This is a genomic window from Enterovirga aerilata (genome assembly GCF_013044135.1).
GTDB classification, from domain to species: domain Bacteria; phylum Pseudomonadota; class Alphaproteobacteria; order Rhizobiales; family Beijerinckiaceae; genus Enterovirga; species Enterovirga aerilata.
The window spans coordinates 319,019-336,317 of sequence record NZ_JABEPP010000001.1; the positions used below are offsets into that span (position 1 = coordinate 319,019).

Consider the following 17,299-nt stretch of genomic DNA (forward strand, 5'->3'; position numbering starts at 1 on the left):
GAGATGCCGCCACGAGTCGAGCCCGTGCCTTAAGATTTGGTTAACCACTCGGTCGACGGCTCAGGCCGCGCGCGCGACCGACGGCAGATCGTCGTTCGCGAGCGCCCGGATGAGGCTCGCGAGGTCGGGACGCGGCGCGAGCTCGCCCGTGGCCTGGACGAGGCCGCGGGCGCCGGCGAGCGCGCCGGGCGCGAGTTCGAGCCCGAGAAAGCGTTCCCGCTCGACCGGGCCGGGCAGCCACAGGCCGGCGACCGCCTGGGCCGAGAAGCCGAAGCGCCGGTAGTAAGGGGCGTCGCCGACGAGCAGCACGGCCCGATGGCCGAGTTCGGCTGCGCGGGCGAGCGCATGGCGCATCAGCTTGGCTCCCATGCCGAGCCCCTGCAGGGCGGGATCGACCGCGATCGGGCCGAGCAGCAGCGCCGGCCGTCCCGGACCGGCCGTGACGTTCCAGAGCCGCAGGGTCGCGACCAGCTCGCCCTGCCGCTCGACCACGAAGGCCAGCTCCTCCGCGGGGAGGCGGCCTTCGCGCAGGCGCTCGCAGGTCTTGGCGAAGCGCTCGTCGCCGAAGCAGGCTTCGAGCAGAGCCTCGCGCGCGGGAATATCCTTCGGGGTCTCTGTGCGGATCTCGAACAAGGCCGTGCCCTCCCCGGGCGAAAGGTGGGAGAAAACAGCCCTCGCACCTGCCGCTGACGCGGCAGGCCGTCCGGGGGATTGGGGGGGTCGTCATGGTCGGGCTTGACCCGACCATCTAGGGATCGCGCCGCGGCTGGATCCTCGGGTCGAGCCCGAGGATGACAGCCTTGGCCCTCACCCGGTTGCCGCTGCCGCGGGCGCTCGACCTCTGCCGACGGGAGAGGCGGGGCCGCTCAGATCACATGCGTCTCGAGCGGCGGCAGGCCGTTGAACGCGACCGACGAGTAGGTCGACGTATAGGCGCCCGTCCCCTCGATCAGCACGAGATCGCCGATCTGGAGCGAGACGGGGAGCCAGTACGGCGTCTTCTCGTACATCACGTCGGCCGAATCGCAGGTCGGGCCGGCGAGCACGCACGGGACCTTGCGGTCATCGTCGTGCTCGGTGCGGATGCGGTAGCGGATCGACTCGTCCATCGTCTCGGCGAGGCCGCCGAACTTGCCGATGTCGAGATAGACCCAGCGCACCTCGTCCTCGTCGCGGCTCTTCTTGGAGACGAGCACGACTTCGGACTCGATCACGCCCGCATTGCCGACCATGCCGCGGCCCGGCTCGATGATCGTCTCGGGCAGACGGTTGCCGAAGTGCTTCGAGAGCGCCTGGAAGATCGAGTTGCCGTAGGCCTCGACCGCCGGGACGTCCTTCAGGTACTTCGTCGGGAAGCCCCCGCCGAGATTGACCATCGAGAGCGCGATGCCGCGCTCGGCGCATTCGCGGAAGATCCAGGACGCCGAGGCGAGCGCGCCGTCCCAGGCCTCCGTGTTCGCCTGCTGCGAGCCGACATGGAAGGAGACGCCATAGGCCTCCAGCCCCAGCCGGTGCGCATGCTCCAGCACGCCGACCGCCATCTCCGGCTCGCAGCCGAACTTGCGCGAGAGCGGCCATTCGGCGCCTGCGCCGTCGCACAGGATGCGGCAGAAGACACGGGTGTCCTCGGCGCCGGTCGCCCCCACGGAGCGCGCGATCTTCTCGACCTCGGCCTCGCAATCCACCGCGAAGAGCCGCACGCCGAGCTCGAGCGCGCGCACGATGTCGCGCTCCTTCTTGATCGTGTTGCCGAAGGAGATGCGGTCGGGCGTGGCCCCGGCCTCGAGCGCCATGCGGATCTCCGCGACCGAGGCCGTGTCGAAGCACGAGCCGAGCTCGGCCAGCATGGCGAGCAGCTTGGGCTCGGGATTCGCCTTCACGGCGTAGAAGACGCGGGTGTCCGGCAGGGCGCGCGCGAACTTCTCGTAGTTCTCGCGCACGACCTCGAGGTCCACCACGAGGACGGGGCCGTCGGCGAGGCCGGCGCGGCGTCGGTCCTGCAGGAAATCACGGATGCGCTCGGTCATGGCGCTCTCCCCAGAAGGTTCAACGTGCCGGATCAGGCCGGCCCCGGTGAAAATTCAGGCGGCAGGGAGAGAGACCCTGGCCGCCCGGCCTCATTGGGTCGACGTGCGATGTGGCGCCCCGCGCGGTGGAAACGCGGATGCGGCACAAGGCACCGTCGTCCCGACGATGCTGCCTTCGTTTGGATGGGGAGACCCCGTCCGCACGCCCGGCAATGAGAAACAAGCCTCTTCGGTGCCGGCCTTTGGAGGGCCGACGAGACCAAAAAAGCCCGTTCGTCGTTGCTTTAAGCTGCGTCCCCCGTGGAGAGCGGGGTTCGCCGGTTTCGCCTCCGGCTGCCGGTTGTTGTCGGGGTCGGTGTCACCACCTGGATCGCCGCCTGGAGGGTTCCCGCCCTCGCGGCATCGATCCTAAACCCCTGGCGGCTGTCCGGCCTCTTGTCCGGATGCCCACCAACCGGCACGCGGCCACAGGCACGTGCGAAATTGGGCAAGCGCGGAGATAGGGTTATTCGCCCCCGGGCACAAGACCCTTTTTGGGGCCGCGCCGGGACATTTTGACGGGGCGGCGCGCTGGGTCCGCCTCAGGCGGACAGGACGAGAATGCCGGCCTGGCCGTCGGCGGCCCCGAAGGCGAGCCGGCCGCCCTTTGCGTCCCAGGCGAGCGCCGTGATCGCGCTGCCTTCCGCCGGGCGGCGGGCGAGGAGTTCGGCCCCGTCCTCGAAGCGGACCAGGAGCACGCAGCCGTCCTCGTAGCCGATCGCCAGCACGTTGACGTGCGGGTGGAAGGCAACTCTCATGACGCGCGCATGGCGCAGCCCGCATTCTCGCGGCGCCTTGCCGGTCGGGCCTTCCTTCGAGCCGAAGGGCCAGACGATCGCGGCATCGGCCCCGGAGGTCGCAAGCCACGCGCCGCCGAATGACCAGGAGAAGGAGCGAGGCTTGCCGGCATAGCCGGTCATCCGCATGTGGCCGCGATCCGGCTGCAGACGCCAGCCATGCATCGCGTTCTCCTGCATGGAGGTCACCACGAAGCGGCCGTCCGGCGACCACGTGACGTCGAGATGCGAGCCCTTCCAGGAGAGGAGCTCCGGCGGCGTGTCGAGGTTCGGGTACCAGAGCGTGGCGCCGCCGTAATGAGCGACCGCCAGACGGTAGCCCTTCGGCGCGAAGGCGAGGCCGCGGGCGCTGGAGGGCGCATCCCAGCTCTTCGCCCGGCCCTTATCGTCGAGCGCCGTGACCCTGCGCCCGGCCGCGAAGGCCACCGCGCCGGAGGGGTGGACCGCCAGGGCATCGACCCAGCCGGACGAGGCGGCGAACTCCCTCGCAGTGCCGTCCGGGCCCGTCGCGACCACGCGGCCGTCGTCGCCGCCCGTCACGATCCGTTTCCCGTCCGTGGCGGCGGCGAGGACGGCCCCGTCCGGATGCACCGCGGCCCGGCGCGGCTCCCCTTCGGGCGGGACGAGAAGCACGCTTCCGTCTGCGAGCGCGAAGGCGGCCGTGCGGCCGAGCCAGCCGAGCCCGGTCACCTCCGCGCCGGCTTCGACCGGCAGGACCTGGTCGGTGAGCGAGGTCAGCGTGGCGGACATGTCGTTCCCTGTCATGGTCGGGCTTGACCCGGCCCCGAGAATTGTCTGGATGCTCGAGTCAAGCCCGAGGATGACAATGCCGGTCATGCGGCCGAGGCCGAGCGGTTACGCCGCGCAGGCGAGAAAACCCTCGCGGATGGCCTTCTCGTTCAGGTCCCGGCCGATGAAGACGACGCGGCTTTCGCGCTTCTCGTCCGGGCGCCACTCGCGGGACAGATCGCCGTCCAGGATCATGTGCACGCCCTGGAACACGAAGCGCCTGGGCTCCTGCGGGAAGGCCACGATCCCCTTGCAGCGCAGGATGTTCGGCCCCTCGCGCTGGGTCAGGTCGGAGATCCAGGGCATGAACTTGTCCGGGTTCACCTCGCCCGCGCGGAAGGAGAAGGAATCGATCTCCTCGTCGTGGTGGTGATGGTGCCCCTCCTCCAGGAATTCGGGCTCCACCTCCATGATGCGGTCGAGGTCGAACGCCTTGCGGTCGAGCACCTCGCCGATCGGCACGTTGCAGTTCACCGTCCTGTGGATCGTGGCGGAAGGGTTGATGGCGCGGATCTGCGCCTCGACCTTCTCCAGTCCCGCCGCGTCGACGAGGTCGGTCTTGTTGAGGAGGATCACGTCCGCGAAGGCGATCTGGTTCTTGGCCTCCGGCGCGTCCTTCAGGCGCTCGCTGAGCCACTTGGCGTCCGCCACGGTGACGACGGCGTCGAGCCGGGCGCGCTGCGCCACGTCCTCGTCGACGAAGAAGGTCTGGGCCACGGGAGCCGGATCGGCGAGGCCGGTCGTCTCGACGATGATCGCGTCGAACTTGCCGCGCCGCTTCATCAGCCCCTCGATGATGCGGATGAGGTCGCCGCGCACGGTGCAGCAGATGCAGCCGTTGTTCATCTCGAACACCTCCTCGTCCGCACCGACGACGAGGTCGTTGTCGATGCCGATCTCGCCGAACTCGTTGACGATGACGGCGTAGCGGCGGCCGTGCTGCTCGGTGAGGATGCGGTTGAGGAGGGTGGTCTTGCCGGCCCCGAGATAGCCGGTGAGCACGGTGACGGGAATCTTGTCGGGCATGTCCGGTCGGATGCTGCGGTTCGGGGCGCCGCCCGCGAACCTCGAAGGTCGCGGCTTATATCGTGAGCCTCGCGGCCGGGGGAAGATCGCGGCCGGCCGGGCATGGCTGTCGCGCGTTCCGCCAATCCGCTCGCCCCTTCATCGTTCTGCGGCGGTGCTCCTCCCCCTTGAGCGGGGGAGGGGACCACGCGAAGCACGGGTGGGGCAGCGCCAGACAGTCGCGTCCTCGCAACCCCGGTCTCAGAGCGGCCGCTTCACCCAGCGCGCCACGAGGCCGAGGATGCCCTCGCGGAACAGGAGCACGCAGAGCACGAAGATGATGCCCTGCACGATCGTCACCCAGGCGCCGAGTGTGGCCAGGTAGTTGGCCATGGCGACGATCACGGCCGCGCCCACGATCGGCCCGAAGACCGTGCCCATGCCGCCGACCAGGGTCATCAGCACGACCTCGCCCGACATGGACCAGTGCACGTCCGTGAGCGAGGCGAGCTGGAACACGATCGCCTTCAAGGCGCCGGCCAGCCCCGCGAGCGTGGTCGAGAGGACGAAGACCGCGAGCTTGTACTGGTTCGCCCGGTAGCCGAGGGAGACCGCGCGCGGTTCGTTGTCCCGGATCGCCTTCAGGACCTGCCCGAAGGGGGAGTGGATGATCCGGTAGATCAGCGCGAGCCCGAACAGGAACACGGCCGCGACCACGAAATAGAGCACGCGGTCGTCGGCGAGATTGATGAAGCCGAACAGCCTGCCGCGCGGCACCGCCTGGATGCCGTCCTCGCCGCCGGTGAACTTGGCCTGGAGGCAGAAGAAGAACACCATCTGCGCGAGCGCGAGGGTGATCATCGAGAAGTAGATGCCTTGCCGTCGGATCGCGACCGCCCCGAAGACGAGCCCCAGGAGGGCCGCCGTGGCCGTGCCCGTGAGGATGGCGAGTTCGGGCGAGAAGCCCCACACCTTCGCCGAATAGGCCGACAAGTAGCTCGCCATGCCGAAATAGGCGGCGTGGCCGAAGGAGAGGAGGCCGCCATAGCCCAGCAGAAGGTTGAAGGCGAGCGCGAAGAGCGCGAAGCACAGCACCTTCATCAGGAAGACGGGGTAGAGGACGAAGGGCGCGATGACGAGCGCCACCGCGATCCCGATGAAGACCTTCAGGTGGAAGGAGGCGGTGCCGCGCGGCTCGTGCAGCACGGTTGGGATGTTGGTGTCGGCCGGCAGCGCGGCTCCGGCGGTGGTCGCGTTGGCCATCAGGAGGCCCTCCCGAACAGGCCGGCCGGCTTCACGAGCAGGACCAGCACCATGATGACGAAGATGACGGTGGACGAGGCCTCCGGATAGAAGACCTTCGTGAAGCCCTCGACCAGGCCGAGCGTGAAGCCGGTGACGATCGAGCCCAGGATGGAGCCCATCCCGCCGATCACGACCACGGCGAAGACCACGATGATGAGGTCGGCCCCCATGTTCGGGTTCACCGAATAGATCGGGGCGGCGAGCACGCCCGCGAAAGCCGCAAGCGCGACGCCGAAGCCGTAGGTCAGCGTGATCATCAGGGGCACGTTCACGCCGAAGGCGCTGACCAGGGTCGGGTTCTCGGTGGCCGCCCTGAGATAGGCCCCGAGCTTGGTCTTCTCGATCATGAACCAGGTCGCGAGGCACACGATCAGCGAGGCGACGATCACCCAGGCCCGGTAGTTCGGCATGAACATGATGGGCGCATCGAAGAGGCGGATCTGCTGTCCGCCCGCGAGCTGCGGCGGGATCCCGTATGGCAGGCCGGAGACGCCGTACTGGTTGCGGAACAGGCCCTGGATGATGAGGGCGAGCCCGAAGGTGAGCAGCAGGCCGTAGAGGTGGTCGACATGGACGGTCGAGCTCTGGCTCGGCCGCTTCCAGGCATAGATGGACGCCGCCGCCACTCCGATCACGGCCGCGCCGACGAAGGCCAGCGTCGCGGAAAGCGAGAAGCCGAAGGACAGGACCAGGAAGCCGATCGCCGTCGCCCCGATCAGGACGAAGCTCTGGCGCTGGTCGGAGAAGCTGAGCGGCGCGATGTAGTTGCGCTCGATCAGGATGCCGACGCCGCCGACGATCACGGGCGCGAGGATGAGCGCCCACCAATAGCCGATGCCAAGATAGTTCAGCAGCATCCAGGCCACGAACGCGCCCATCATGTACAGCGCACCGTGGGCGAAATTGATGATGTTCAGGAGCCCGAAGATGACGGCGAGCCCGAGGCTCAGGATCGCATAGAACGATCCGTTGATGAGCCCCAAGAGGAGCTGTCCGAACAGGGCGGCGCTTGGGACGCCGAAGATCGTGATCATGCGACAGGGTCTCGGCCGGGGCGCTTCGCCTCCATTGAGGGGAGACGAAGCTGCTTTGCGTCAAGGCCGCTCCGCCGATTCAGCGGAGCGGAGTTATGGTTCAGCTGTGGTCCGCGGATGGCGGAGCAGTCGGGTCAGCCCTTCTTCACGAAGGGGCAGTTGCCCTCCTCGATCGGCCGGAAGGCCTCCTCGGTCGGGATGGTGGCGACGAGCTTGTAGAGGTCCCACTCGCCCTTCGATTCCTCGGGCTTCTTCACCTCGAAGAGGTACATCGGGTGGATCGCGCGGCCATCGGCCCGGATCGAGCCCTTGCCGAAGAGCGGATCGTCGATCGGCATCTCCTTCATCTTGGCCATCACGACGGCGGTGTCCTTGCTCTTCGTCGCCTCGACGGCCTTCAGGTAGTGGATGATGCTCGAGTAGACGCCCGCCTGGGCGCTTGTCGGCATCTTGCCGCCGAATTTCGCGGCGAAGCGCTTGGAGAAGTCGCGCGTGGCGTCGTTCTGATCCCAGTAGAACGCCTCGGTCAGCACGAGGCCTTGTGCCGCCTTCAGCCCCAGCGCCTTGACGTCGGACGAGAAGATCAGGAGCCCGGCGAGGTTCTGGCCGCCTTGGGTAATGCCGAATTCCGAGGCCTGCTTGATCGCGTTGATCGTGTCGGAGCCGGCATTGGCAAGTCCGATGACCTTGGCCTGCGAGCTCTGCGCCTGGAGGAGGAAGGACGAGAAATCGGCCGCCGAGAGCGGATGCTTCACGGCGCCGAGGACCTTGCCGCCCGCCTTCTTCACGGCGTTGCTGGTATCGCGCTCCAGCGCGGCCCCGAAGGCATAGTCCGCAGTCAGGAAGAACCAGCTGTCGCCGCCCTTCTTGGTCATCGCAGCGCCGGTGCCGTTGGCGAGCGCCCAGGTGTCGTAGGTCCAGTGGACGTTGTTAGGTGTGCACTTCTCGCCCGTGAGGTCGGAGGTGCCCCCGCCCGAAGGCATGAATATCTTGTTCTTCTCCCGCGTGACCTCGGAGACCGCGAGAGCGACCGAGGAGGTCGTCACGTCGAGGATCACGTCGACCCCGTCCTGGTCGTACCATCTCCTGGCGATGGTCGAGCCGGTATCCGGCTTGTTCTGGTGATCGGCCGAGACGATCTCGGCCTTGATGCCCTTCTCGGCGGCCTTGAAGTCCTCGACGGCCATCTGGGCCGCGACGACCGAGCCCGGACCCGAGATGTCGGCATAGAGGCCGGACATGTCGTTCAGGACGCCGAGCTTCACTGAAACCTGGGCCTGGGCCGCGCCCGCGCAGGAGGCGGCGAGAGCGGCCGCGATTACCGTACCGAGCTTTCTCATCATCGCGTCACCCGGTTGACCTTGAACAAACCGGCTCGCAGAGGCGGCAACCGTGCCTCCGCGAGCCTGCCTCGAACCGCTCAGCTCTTCTTGACGAGCGGGCAGTTGCTCTCGGAGAGCGGACGGAAGACCTGATCCGCCGGCACCTTGGCCAGGATCTTCGCCACGTCCCAGTCGCCCTTCGATTCCTCCGGCTTCTTCACCTCGAGCAGGAAGGCGTCGTGCATCTTGCGGCCATCCGCGCGCACGCTGCCCTTGCCGAACAGAGCGTCCTCGGTCGGCATCGCCTTCATGCGCGCCAGGACCTTCTGCGGATCCTTGCTCTTCTCCGCCGCGACCGCCTTGAGGTAGTGGATCACGCTCGAATAGACGCCGGCATTGGTCATGTTCGGCATGCGGTTGTTCAGCCTCTCGCCGAAGCGCTTCGACCAGGCCCGGGTCTGGTCGTTCTCGTCCCAGTAGAAGGTCTCGCTGAAGACAAGGCCCTGGGCCGTCTTCAGCCCGAGCGCCTTCACGTCGTTCACGAAGACGAGCATGCCGGCGAGGTTCTGCCCGCCCTGCGTGATGCCGAACTCGGCCGCCTGCTTGATCGAGTTGACGGTGTCGCCCCCGGCATTCGCCAGCCCGATGACCTTCGCCTTCGAGGCCTGGGCCTGGAGGAGGAAGGACGAGAAGTCGTTGCTCGGGAACGGCGTCTTCACCGAGCCGAGGATCTTGCCCCCGTTCTTCTGCACGACGGCCGCGGTGTCGCGCTCGAGCGCGTGGCCGAAGGCGTAATCCGCGGTGAGGAAGTACCAGGTGTCGCCGCCCTGGCGCACCATGGCGCCGCCCGTCACATTCGCGAGCTGGACCATGTCGTAGGTCCAGTGAACTGTGTTCGGCGAGCACTGCGTCCCGGTCAGGTCCGAGGTGGCCGCGCCGGAGTTCAGGAAGACCTTGTTCTTCTCGCGCGTGATCTGGTTGATGGCGAGCGCGACCGACGAGGTCGGCACGTCGAGGATCACGTCCACGCCGTCCTGGTCGTACCATTGCCGGGCGATGTTGGACCCGACATCCGGCTTGTTCTGATGGTCGGCGGCGATGACCTCGACCTTGATGTCGTCGCCGATGATCTTCTGCGCCCTGGCGTCCTCGACCGCCATCCGGGCGGCGAGCACCGAGCCCTCGCCGCCGATATCCGAATAGACGCCCGAGCGATCGTTCAGAACCCCGAGCTTCACCGAGATCTGCGCCTCGGCGGAACCCGCCATGAGGGTCGCCAACGCGACGGCCGCCAGCATCGTCCTCCCTGTCATCCTCGTTCCTCCCGTGGTCGCGTTATGGTTGTTCTTGTTCTTAGACGCCGAGATAGCGGTGGAGCTTCTCGATGTTCCGGTCGAGCTCGGCATTGGGGATCATGTCGACGACCTTGCCCTGCTCCATGACATAGTGCCGGTCCGCCACGGTCTGGGCGAAGCGGAAATTCTGCTCCACGAGCACGATGGTGAACCCGTCCCGCTTCAGGCGTTCGATGGTACGGCCGATCTGCTGGACGATCACGGGGGCGAGCCCCTCGGTCGGCTCGTCGAGGAGCAGCAGCTTCGCGCCCGTGCGCAGGATGCGGCCGATGGAGAGCATCTGCTGCTCGCCGCCGGAGAGCTTCGTGCCCTGGCTGCCCGAGCGCTCGCGCAGGTTCGGGAAGAGCTCGTAGATCTGCTCGACCGTGAGCCCGCCCGGCTTCACGACGGGCGGCAGCATCAGGTTCTCGTAGACCGAGAGGCTGGCGAAGATGCCGCGCTCCTCGGGCACGTAGCCCATCCCGAGCCGCGCGATGGCGCGCGACGGCATCCTGATCGTCTCGACCCCGTCGAAGGTCACGGATCCGGTACGCTTGCTCATGATGCCGATGATGGAGCGCAACGTCGTCGTCTTGCCGGCGCCGTTGCGGCCGAGCAGCGTCACGACCTCGCCGGGAGCGACGTCGAAGGTCACCCCATGCAGGACGTGGCTCTCGCCGTACCAGGCCTCGAGATTGCTGATCCCGAGCAGCGGGGCGCTCGCTCGCGCCGCCCCGGGTGCGCGAAGTGCGGCCTCAGCCATGGCCGGCTCCGATATAAGCTTCCACCACGCGGGGGTCCTTCGAGACGGTTTCGTAATTGCCCTCGGCGAGCACGTTGCCGCGCGCCAGGACCGTGATCGTGTCGGACAGCGAGGCTACGACCGAGAGATTGTGCTCGACCATGAGGATCGTGCGGTTCTTGGCGGCGCGCCGGATCAGGTCGGAGTTCCGGTCGACGTCCTCGTGGCCCATTCCGGCCATCGGCTCGTCCAGGAGCATCATCTCCGGATCGAGCGCGAGCGTGGTCGCGATCTCGAGCGCGCGCTTGCGGCCGTAGGAGAGCTCGACGGCCGTGTGATTGCGGAAATTGGCGAGGCCGACCTGCTCGATCAGGTTCATGGCGTCGCCATTCAGCTGGTCGAGCACCCGCTCGGAGCGCCAGAAATCGAACGAATCACCGCGCTTGCGCTGCAGCGCGATGCGCACGTTCTCGAGCACGGTGAGATGTCCGAAGACGGCCGAGATCTGGAAGGAGCGGACAAGCCCGAGCCGGGCGACGTCGGCCGGCTTCATGTTGGTGATGTCGCGCCCGTTATAGACGATCGAGCCGCGGCTCGGCTGCAGGAACTTCGTCAGCAGGTTGAAGCAGGTCGTCTTGCCCGCCCCGTTCGGGCCGATGAGAGCGTGGATCGTCCCGCGCTTCACCTTCAGGTCGACCTCGCCGACGGCCGTGAAGCCCTTGAAGTCGCGCCCGAGTCCGCGTGTCGACAGGATGATGTCGTCAGCCATTCCGATGCTTGGTCCCCGGCGTTCCCAGCGCCGAGTTCCCCGTCGGTCGCTTGGCCGGTATGAGCCACACGCAATCCGGACAAGTCAACACTGACGAGGGAGGTGAGGGGTAAGGTGCCGCATTTTCGGTCACCCGGCACCCTCGGCAGCCAGGAGGTCCGCCTGATGCTGGGTGATGAGGGCGTCGACGATCTCGTCGAGCGCCTCGCCCGAGAGCACCTCCTCGAGCTTGTAGAGCGTGAGGTTGATGCGGTGGTCCGTCACGCGACCCTGCGGGAAGTTGTAGGTCCGAATCCGTTCCGACCGGTCGCCCGAGCCGACCTGCGACCGGCGGTCGGCCGCACGGGCGGCGTCCTTCGCGCTCCTCTCCCTGTCGAGCAGGCGCGAGCGCAGCAGGGCGAGGCCGCGCGCCTTGTTCTTGTGCTGGGACCGCTCGTCCTGGACGAAGACCACGATGCCGGACGGGATGTGGGTGATACGCACCGCTGATTCCGTCTTGTTGACGTGCTGGCCGCCGGCCCCCTGCGCCCGCATGGTGTCGATCTTCAGGTCAGCGTCGTTGATGGCGACGTCGACCTCCTCGGCTTCCGGCAGCACCGCAACGGTGGCCGCGGAGGTGTGGATGCGCCCCGACGCCTCGGTCGCGGGCACGCGCTGGACGCGGTGGACGCCGCTCTCGAACTTGAGCCGGGCGAAGACGCCGCGCCCCTTGATCTCGGCCACGACCTCCTTCAGCCCGCCGGCCGTGCCCTCGCTCTCGGCCATCACCTCGACCCGCCAACCCTTCAGCTCGGCATAGCGGGCATACATGCGGAACAGGTCGCCCGCGAAGAGCGCGGCCTCGTCCCCGCCGGTTCCGGCGCGGATCTCCAGGATCGCGCTCTTCTCGTCGGCGGAGTCCTTGGGCAGGAGGAGCACGTTCAGCTCGGCCGCGGCGCGCTCGAGCGCATCGACCGCCTCCGGCCGCTCGTCGAAGGCGAGCGCCCGCATCTCGGCGTCGGTCGCCGGATCCTCGAGGAGTGCATCGAGCCCGGCGAGGTCTTCCGCCCGGGTCCGGTAGGCGCGAATCGCCGCGACCACGGGGTCGAGTTCGGCGAGCTCGCGCGACAGCGCGACGAACTGGTCGGGCTCCGGCGCGCCGTTCAGCGTGGCGGTGACGATCGCGTGCCGCGCCAGCACGGCATCGAGCTTCTGGGCCGGCGGGGCTCGCATCAGAGCGGGATTCCGTGGCGCTCGGCGAAGTCCGTCAGGGCGGGCCTCAGGCTCTCGTAGGTGCCGGCATGGTCCATCTCGCGCCGGATCAGCTCCTTCAAGGGACGGGTATCGAGTTCCAGGATCATGGCCTTGATCGGGCCGATGGAGGCCGCCGACATGGAGAGCGAGCGGAAGCCGAGGCCGATCAGCAGCATCGCCTCGAGCGGCCGCCCGGCCATCTCGCCGCAGACGGTGACCGGGCAGTTCCGCTCCGCGGCGCCCTCGACGATGGCCGTGAGCGCCCGCAGCGGCGCGCGGCTCAGCGGGTCGAAGCGGCTGGCGACGAGCTTGTTGCCGCGATCGGCCGCGAACAGGAACTGCATCAGGTCGTTCGAGCCGATCGACAGGAAGTCGGCCGCCTGCGCGATCTCGCCGATCTCGAAGAGCAGCGAGGGCACCTCGACCATGGCTCCGAGGGAGAGCCTCTCGGGAAGCGGGCTCGACTGCCGCTTCAGCCAGTTGATCTCGCCCTCGACGAGGAGCTTCGCGCGCTCGAACTCGGCCGTGCTCGCCACCATGGGGAACATGATTCGCAGATGCCGTCCGGCCGCGGCCTTGAGGAGGGCGCGGGCCTGGATCCGCAGGAGCGCGGGCCGGTCCAGCGCGATGCGGATCGCGCGCCAGCCCAGCGCCGGGTTCTCCTCCTCGACGCGCGGCATGTAGGGGAGGAGCTTGTCCCCGCCGATATCGAGCGACCGGAAGGTGATCGGCGCATCCCCCGCGGCCGCGAAGACGGCCGCATAGAGCTGCTGCTGGTCCTTCGCGGAGGGCATGCGCTCGGCGATCATGAATTGCAGCTCGGTTCGGAAGAGGCCGATGCCGACCGCCCCCGTCTCGTGCAGATGCGGCAGGTCGACGAGGAGCCCGGCATTGAGCTGGAGCGCGATCTCGACCCCGTCGCGCGTCACGGCCGGGCGGTCGCGGAGCTGGCGGTACTGGGCCTGGCGCCGCGCCCGCATCCGCGCCTTCTCGGCATAGGCCGCCTCGACCTCCGGGGGCGGGCGGATCTGCACTTCGCCGGCGCCGCCGTCGACGATGATGGCGTCCCCCGTATCGACCATCGAGGCCGCGCCCTCGACCTCGCTCACGACCGGAATGTTGAGCGCGCGGGCGACGATCGCGATGTGGCTCGTCTCGCCTCCCTCCTCGAGCACGAGCCCGCGCAGGCGCGAGCGGTCGTAGTCGAGGAGCGCGGCGGGCCCGAGCATGCGGGCCACGATGATGGCGTTGTCCGGCAGGTTTTCGCGCGGCGCCACCATCTCCTGGCCGGCCAGCTTGTGCAGGAGCCGGTTGGCGAGATCGTCCAGGTCGTGCAGACGCTCGCGGAGGTAGGGCTCCGTGACCCGCATCAGGCGGGCGCGCGTGTCGCTCTGGACGCGTTCCACGGCCGCTTCCGCCGTGATGCCGGTTTTCACCGCGTCCCGCATGCGCCGGAGCCAGCCCGGGTCGTGTGCGAACATGCGGAAGGTCTCCAGCACCTCGCGGTGCTCGCCGCCATGCGCGATGTCGCCTCGCTCCAGCATCTCGTCGATGGAAGAGCGCACCTCGCCGAGCGCCTCGTCGAGGCGGGCAAGCTCGGCATCGACATCCGTCGCGATGAGATCGCGGATGACGACCCGCGGTTCGTGCAGGACGGCGTAGCCGAGGCCGAGCCCGTCGGCCAGCGCCACGCCCTTCAGCTGCGCCGGGCCCCGCGCAGCCGGCTCCGCGCCGGGCGAGCCGAGAGACTGCAGCTCGCCGGAGGCGATCATCTCCGCCAGCACCATCGCGGTCGTCTGGAGCGCCTCGACCTCCTCCTCGGCATAGACCCGATGCGTCCGATTCTGGACGACGAGGACGCCGAGCGTGTTGCCGCCGCGCAGGATCGGGACCCCGAGGAACCCGTGATAGACCTCCTCGCCCGTCTCCGGCCGGTAGGAGAAGGCCGGGTGCGACTGCGCGTCGGAGAGCGCGAGGGGCTCCGCGTTCTGGGCGATCAGGCCGACCAGGCCCTCGCCGGCCTGCATGGTGGTGAGGTGGACGGCCTCGCGGTTCAGACCCTCGGTGGCATAGAGTTCCAGCGTCCTGTCCGCCCGCATCACGTAGATCGAGCAGACCTCCGAGACCATGTTGGACGCGATGAGCACCACGATGCGATCGAGGCGGGCCTGCGGAGGCGCGGGCTCCGCCATGACCTCCCGCAGGCGGCGCAGGAGCAGGCGCGGACCGCCTGGTGCACCTCGCATCTCAGAAACCCGTGACTTTCGACCCGCTTAGGCAAACCCCAATAGCCGAGCTCTGCCCCCGAGCCCGCTTCCGCATGAAATCAGGCCTTGTCCAGGCCGTATAGCGAGTGAAGCGTCCGAACGGCAAGCTCGGTGTAGGCGGCGTCGATGAGCACGGAGAACTTGATCTCGGACGTCGTGATCGCCCGGATATTGATGCCCTTCTCGGCCAAGGCCCGGAAGGCGCGGGAGGCGACGCCGGCATGCGAGCGCATCCCGACCCCGATGGCCGAGACCTTTACGACGTCCGTCGCGCCCTGGATGTCCTTCAGGCCGATCCGCTCGCGGTTCTCCTCCAGGATCGCGCGCGAACGCTCGTAATCGGCCGCCGGCACCGTGAAGGTGATGTCGGTGGTCGCCTCGTCGTCGGAGACGACCTGGATGATCATGTCGACATTGACGTTCTGGTCCGCAAGCGGACCGAAGATGGCCGCGGCTACGCCCGGCTTGTCGGCGACGCGGCGGAGGGTGATCTGGGCCTCGTCCTTCGAGAAGGCGATCCCGGTGACGACGGACTGCTCCACGATGTCCTCCTCGTCGCAGATGAGCGTGCCGGGCTTCGGATCGGCGGGATCGTCGAAGCTTGAGCGCACATAGGTCGGCACCCGGTAGAGCATGGCGAGCTCGACCGAGCGCACCTGCAGGACCTTCGCGCCGAGCGACGCCATTTCCAGCATTTCCTCGAAGGCCACCCGGTCGAGCCGGCGCGCCTTCGGCACGATGCGCGGATCGGTCGTGTAGACGCCGTCCACGTCAGTGTAGATGTCGCAGCGCTCGGCGCCCAAAGCCGCCGCGAGCGCGACCGCGCTCGTGTCCGACCCGCCGCGGCCGAGCGTCGCGATCCGGCTCGTCTCGGCATGGACGCCCTGGAAGCCGGACACGACCGCGACCTCGCGGCGCGCCTCGAACCCGTCCAGGATGCCGGAGCCGTCGATGCTCGCGATGCGGGCAGCGCCATGCTGGTCGGAGGTGCGGATGGGGATCTGCCAGCCCTGCCAGGAGCGAGCCGGCAGCCCGTCGTTCTGCAGCACCAGCGCCAGCAGGCCGGACGTGACCTGCTCGCCCGACGCGACGACGACGTCGTATTCCTTCGGGTCGTAGATCGGCGCCGCCTCCTTGCACCAGGCGACGAGCTCGTTCGTCTTGCCGGCCATCGCGGACACCACCACCGCGACATCGTAGCCGGCCTCGACCTCGCGCCGGACGTGGCGCGCGACGTTGCGGATGCGCTCCACATTGGCGACGGAGGTGCCGCCGAACTTCATGACGAGACGTGGCATCGGATCGTGTCTTGAGGAAGCGTCGTGGTGCCGATGCCGAGGGAGGGAGCCGGGCCGGTCGCCCGCGGGGCGCGTATCGCGTATGGTCGCGCCATGTCAACGCAGCGCGCATTCGCCGGAGCCGGGACGGTCGACCGGCGCGAGGTCGACCGCTTCGACCGCCTCGCCCGGGACTGGTGGGACCCGAAGGGCCCCATGCGGGCGCTCCACCGCATAAATCCGCTCCGGATGTCCTTCATCCGGGACGAGGCCTGCCGGCATTTCCGGCGGGAGCCGAAGGCGCCCTTTCCGCTTGCCGGTTTGTCGGTGCTCGACGTCGGCTGCGGGGCCGGGCTCCTGTCCGAGCCCGTGGCGCGCCTCGGCGGGGCCGTGACTGGGCTCGATCCGAGCGCGCGGAACATCGAGGCGGCGCGCCGCCACGCGGCGGAGGGCGGACTTGCGATCGAGTACCGGACGGAGACGGTCGAGGAGATTGCCGCCCGAGGCGGGAGGTTCGACCTCGTGATCGCCATGGAGGTCGTCGAGCACGTCCCGGAGGTGGAGAGCTTCGTCCGGGCCTGCGGAGCAGCGGTGGCGCCGGGCGGGCTCCTTCTCCTCGCGACCATCAACCGGACGATGCGTTCCTTCGCGCTCGCGATCCTGGGCGCGGAATACCTGCTGAAATGGCTGCCGAAAGGCACGCACGACTGGGAGAAGTTCGTCACCCCGGACGAGCTGCGCGAGGCGGTCGAAGCGGCCGGGTTGACGGGATTCCGGACGCGCGGGATGGTGTTCAACCCGGTCGAGCGGGACTGGTCGCTCTCCCGCGACACGGCCGTGAACTATCTCGCGGCAGCCGAGAAGCCGGCCGGCCCATGATCCACGTCACGCCCTCGATCGTGCTGGACGAAGCCGAGATATCCGAGAGCTTCGTCCGGGCATCGGGGCCGGGTGGGCAGAACGTCAACAAGGTGTCGACCGCCGTCGAGCTACGGTTCGATGCGGCGCGTTCGCCGGCTCTTTCGGAGGCCGTGTTCCATCGGCTTGCGGCGCTCGCCGGCCGACGGATGACGCAGGACGGGGTCGTGGTGATCGAGGCGCAACGGTTCCGCTCGCGCGAGCAGAACCGCGCCGACGCGCTGGAGCGCCTCGTGGCCCTGATCCGCCAGGCGGCAGTCGCCCAGAAGCCCCGCCGCCCGACCCGGCCGACATTGTCATCGAAGGTGCGTCGTCTCGAAGGAAAGACCCGCCGGGCCACCGTGAAGAAGCTGCGCGGCGCGGCGCGCCTGGAGGATTGATGCTGGCAAGAAGAGGGAGGGGCGCCGGGGGGAATGCGCGCCGTCCGAGCGGCTGCCGTCA

Annotated in this window: 14 protein-coding genes and 2 pseudogenes; 2 read left to right on the forward strand and 14 right to left on the reverse strand. The window is 68.4% G+C overall.

Features of this window, described 5'->3' with window-relative positions; translation table 11 throughout:
• Positions 1-60 precede the first annotated feature (60 nt).
• The 14 genes and pseudogenes from HJG44_RS01540 to HJG44_RS01605 all read right to left on the reverse strand — a co-directional run bounded on the left by HJG44_RS01540 (position 61) and on the right by HJG44_RS01605 (position 15,961).
• Positions 61-633 carry a GNAT family N-acetyltransferase gene (locus tag HJG44_RS01540; protein ID WP_171216581.1) on the reverse strand — a complete coding sequence of 191 codons (573 nt, stop codon included), beginning with the start codon at positions 631-633 and terminating at the stop codon, positions 61-63.
• A gap of 233 nt (positions 634-866) precedes the next feature.
• Complete coding sequence (locus HJG44_RS01545; RefSeq protein WP_171216582.1) at positions 867-2,027, reverse strand: type III PLP-dependent enzyme; 1,161 nt, start codon at positions 2,025-2,027, stop codon at positions 867-869.
• A 581-nt stretch (positions 2,028-2,608) separates the two neighbouring features.
• Entirely contained in the window at positions 2,609-3,613 is a 1,005-nt protein-coding gene (locus HJG44_RS01550; protein WP_171217252.1) for a WD40 repeat domain-containing protein, read from the reverse strand.
• Between the two features lie 105 nt (positions 3,614-3,718).
• Positions 3,719-4,678 (reverse strand): CobW family GTP-binding protein, encoded by a 960-nt coding sequence (locus HJG44_RS01555; RefSeq protein WP_171216583.1) that lies wholly within the window; start codon positions 4,676-4,678, stop codon positions 3,719-3,721.
• Positions 4,679-4,918: 240 nt separating this feature from the next.
• A complete protein-coding gene (locus HJG44_RS01560; protein WP_171216584.1) occupies positions 4,919-5,920 on the reverse strand; it encodes a branched-chain amino acid ABC transporter permease in 1,002 nt (333 codons plus the stop codon).
• Positions 5,920-6,531 (reverse strand): annotated as a pseudogene (locus tag HJG44_RS23490) (branched-chain amino acid ABC transporter permease); the annotation flags it as partial. The gene HJG44_RS01560 and the pseudogene HJG44_RS23490, both read right to left, overlap by 1 nt.
• 177 nt (positions 6,532-6,708) lie before the next feature.
• A pseudogene (locus tag HJG44_RS24140) lies at positions 6,709-6,996 on the reverse strand (ABC transporter permease subunit); the annotation flags it as partial.
• A gap of 134 nt (positions 6,997-7,130) precedes the next feature.
• Positions 7,131-8,336 carry an ABC transporter substrate-binding protein gene (locus HJG44_RS01575; protein WP_430395031.1) on the reverse strand — a complete coding sequence of 402 codons (1,206 nt, stop codon included), beginning with the start codon at positions 8,334-8,336 and terminating at the stop codon, positions 7,131-7,133.
• A gap of 80 nt (positions 8,337-8,416) precedes the next feature.
• On the reverse strand, positions 8,417-9,631 hold the full coding sequence (locus HJG44_RS01580; protein ID WP_210260876.1) for an ABC transporter substrate-binding protein: 1,215 nt from the start codon (positions 9,629-9,631) through the stop codon (positions 8,417-8,419).
• Positions 9,632-9,671: 40 nt separating this feature from the next.
• Positions 9,672-10,415: an ABC transporter ATP-binding protein gene (locus HJG44_RS01585; RefSeq protein ID WP_171216586.1), complete on the reverse strand. Its 744-nt coding sequence runs from the start codon at positions 10,413-10,415 to the stop codon at positions 9,672-9,674.
• The gene (locus HJG44_RS01590) at positions 10,408-11,163 is read right to left on the reverse strand and encodes an ABC transporter ATP-binding protein (protein WP_171216587.1); all 756 of its coding nucleotides are present in this window, start codon (positions 11,161-11,163) and stop codon (positions 10,408-10,410) included. The genes HJG44_RS01585 and HJG44_RS01590 overlap by 8 nt, the downstream gene beginning before the upstream one ends.
• 129 nt (positions 11,164-11,292) lie before the next feature.
• On the reverse strand, positions 11,293-12,375 hold the full coding sequence (gene prfA, locus HJG44_RS01595; RefSeq protein WP_171216588.1) for a peptide chain release factor 1: 1,083 nt from the start codon (positions 12,373-12,375) through the stop codon (positions 11,293-11,295).
• Positions 12,375-14,642, reverse strand: coding sequence for a phosphoenolpyruvate--protein phosphotransferase (ptsP, locus tag HJG44_RS01600; protein ID WP_171216589.1), 2,268 nt, complete (start codon positions 14,640-14,642; stop codon positions 12,375-12,377). The genes prfA and ptsP overlap by 1 nt, the downstream gene beginning before the upstream one ends.
• An 80-nt stretch (positions 14,643-14,722) precedes the next feature.
• Positions 14,723-15,961, reverse strand: a complete 1,239-nt coding sequence (locus HJG44_RS01605; RefSeq protein ID WP_171216590.1) for an aspartate kinase — start codon at positions 15,959-15,961, stop codon at positions 14,723-14,725.
• A 93-nt stretch (positions 15,962-16,054) separates the two neighbouring features.
• On the opposite strand from HJG44_RS01605, the gene ubiG reads away from it, so the two are divergent.
• Positions 16,055-16,819 carry a bifunctional 2-polyprenyl-6-hydroxyphenol methylase/3-demethylubiquinol 3-O-methyltransferase UbiG gene (gene ubiG / locus HJG44_RS01610; protein ID WP_171216591.1) on the forward strand — a complete coding sequence of 255 codons (765 nt, stop codon included), beginning with the start codon at positions 16,055-16,057 and terminating at the stop codon, positions 16,817-16,819.
• Positions 16,816-17,238 carry an alternative ribosome rescue aminoacyl-tRNA hydrolase ArfB gene (arfB, locus tag HJG44_RS01615; protein WP_171216592.1) on the forward strand — a complete coding sequence of 141 codons (423 nt, stop codon included), beginning with the start codon at positions 16,816-16,818 and terminating at the stop codon, positions 17,236-17,238. Before ubiG ends, arfB begins: the two co-directional genes overlap by 4 nt.
• The last annotated feature ends 61 nt before the right edge of the window (positions 17,239-17,299 follow it).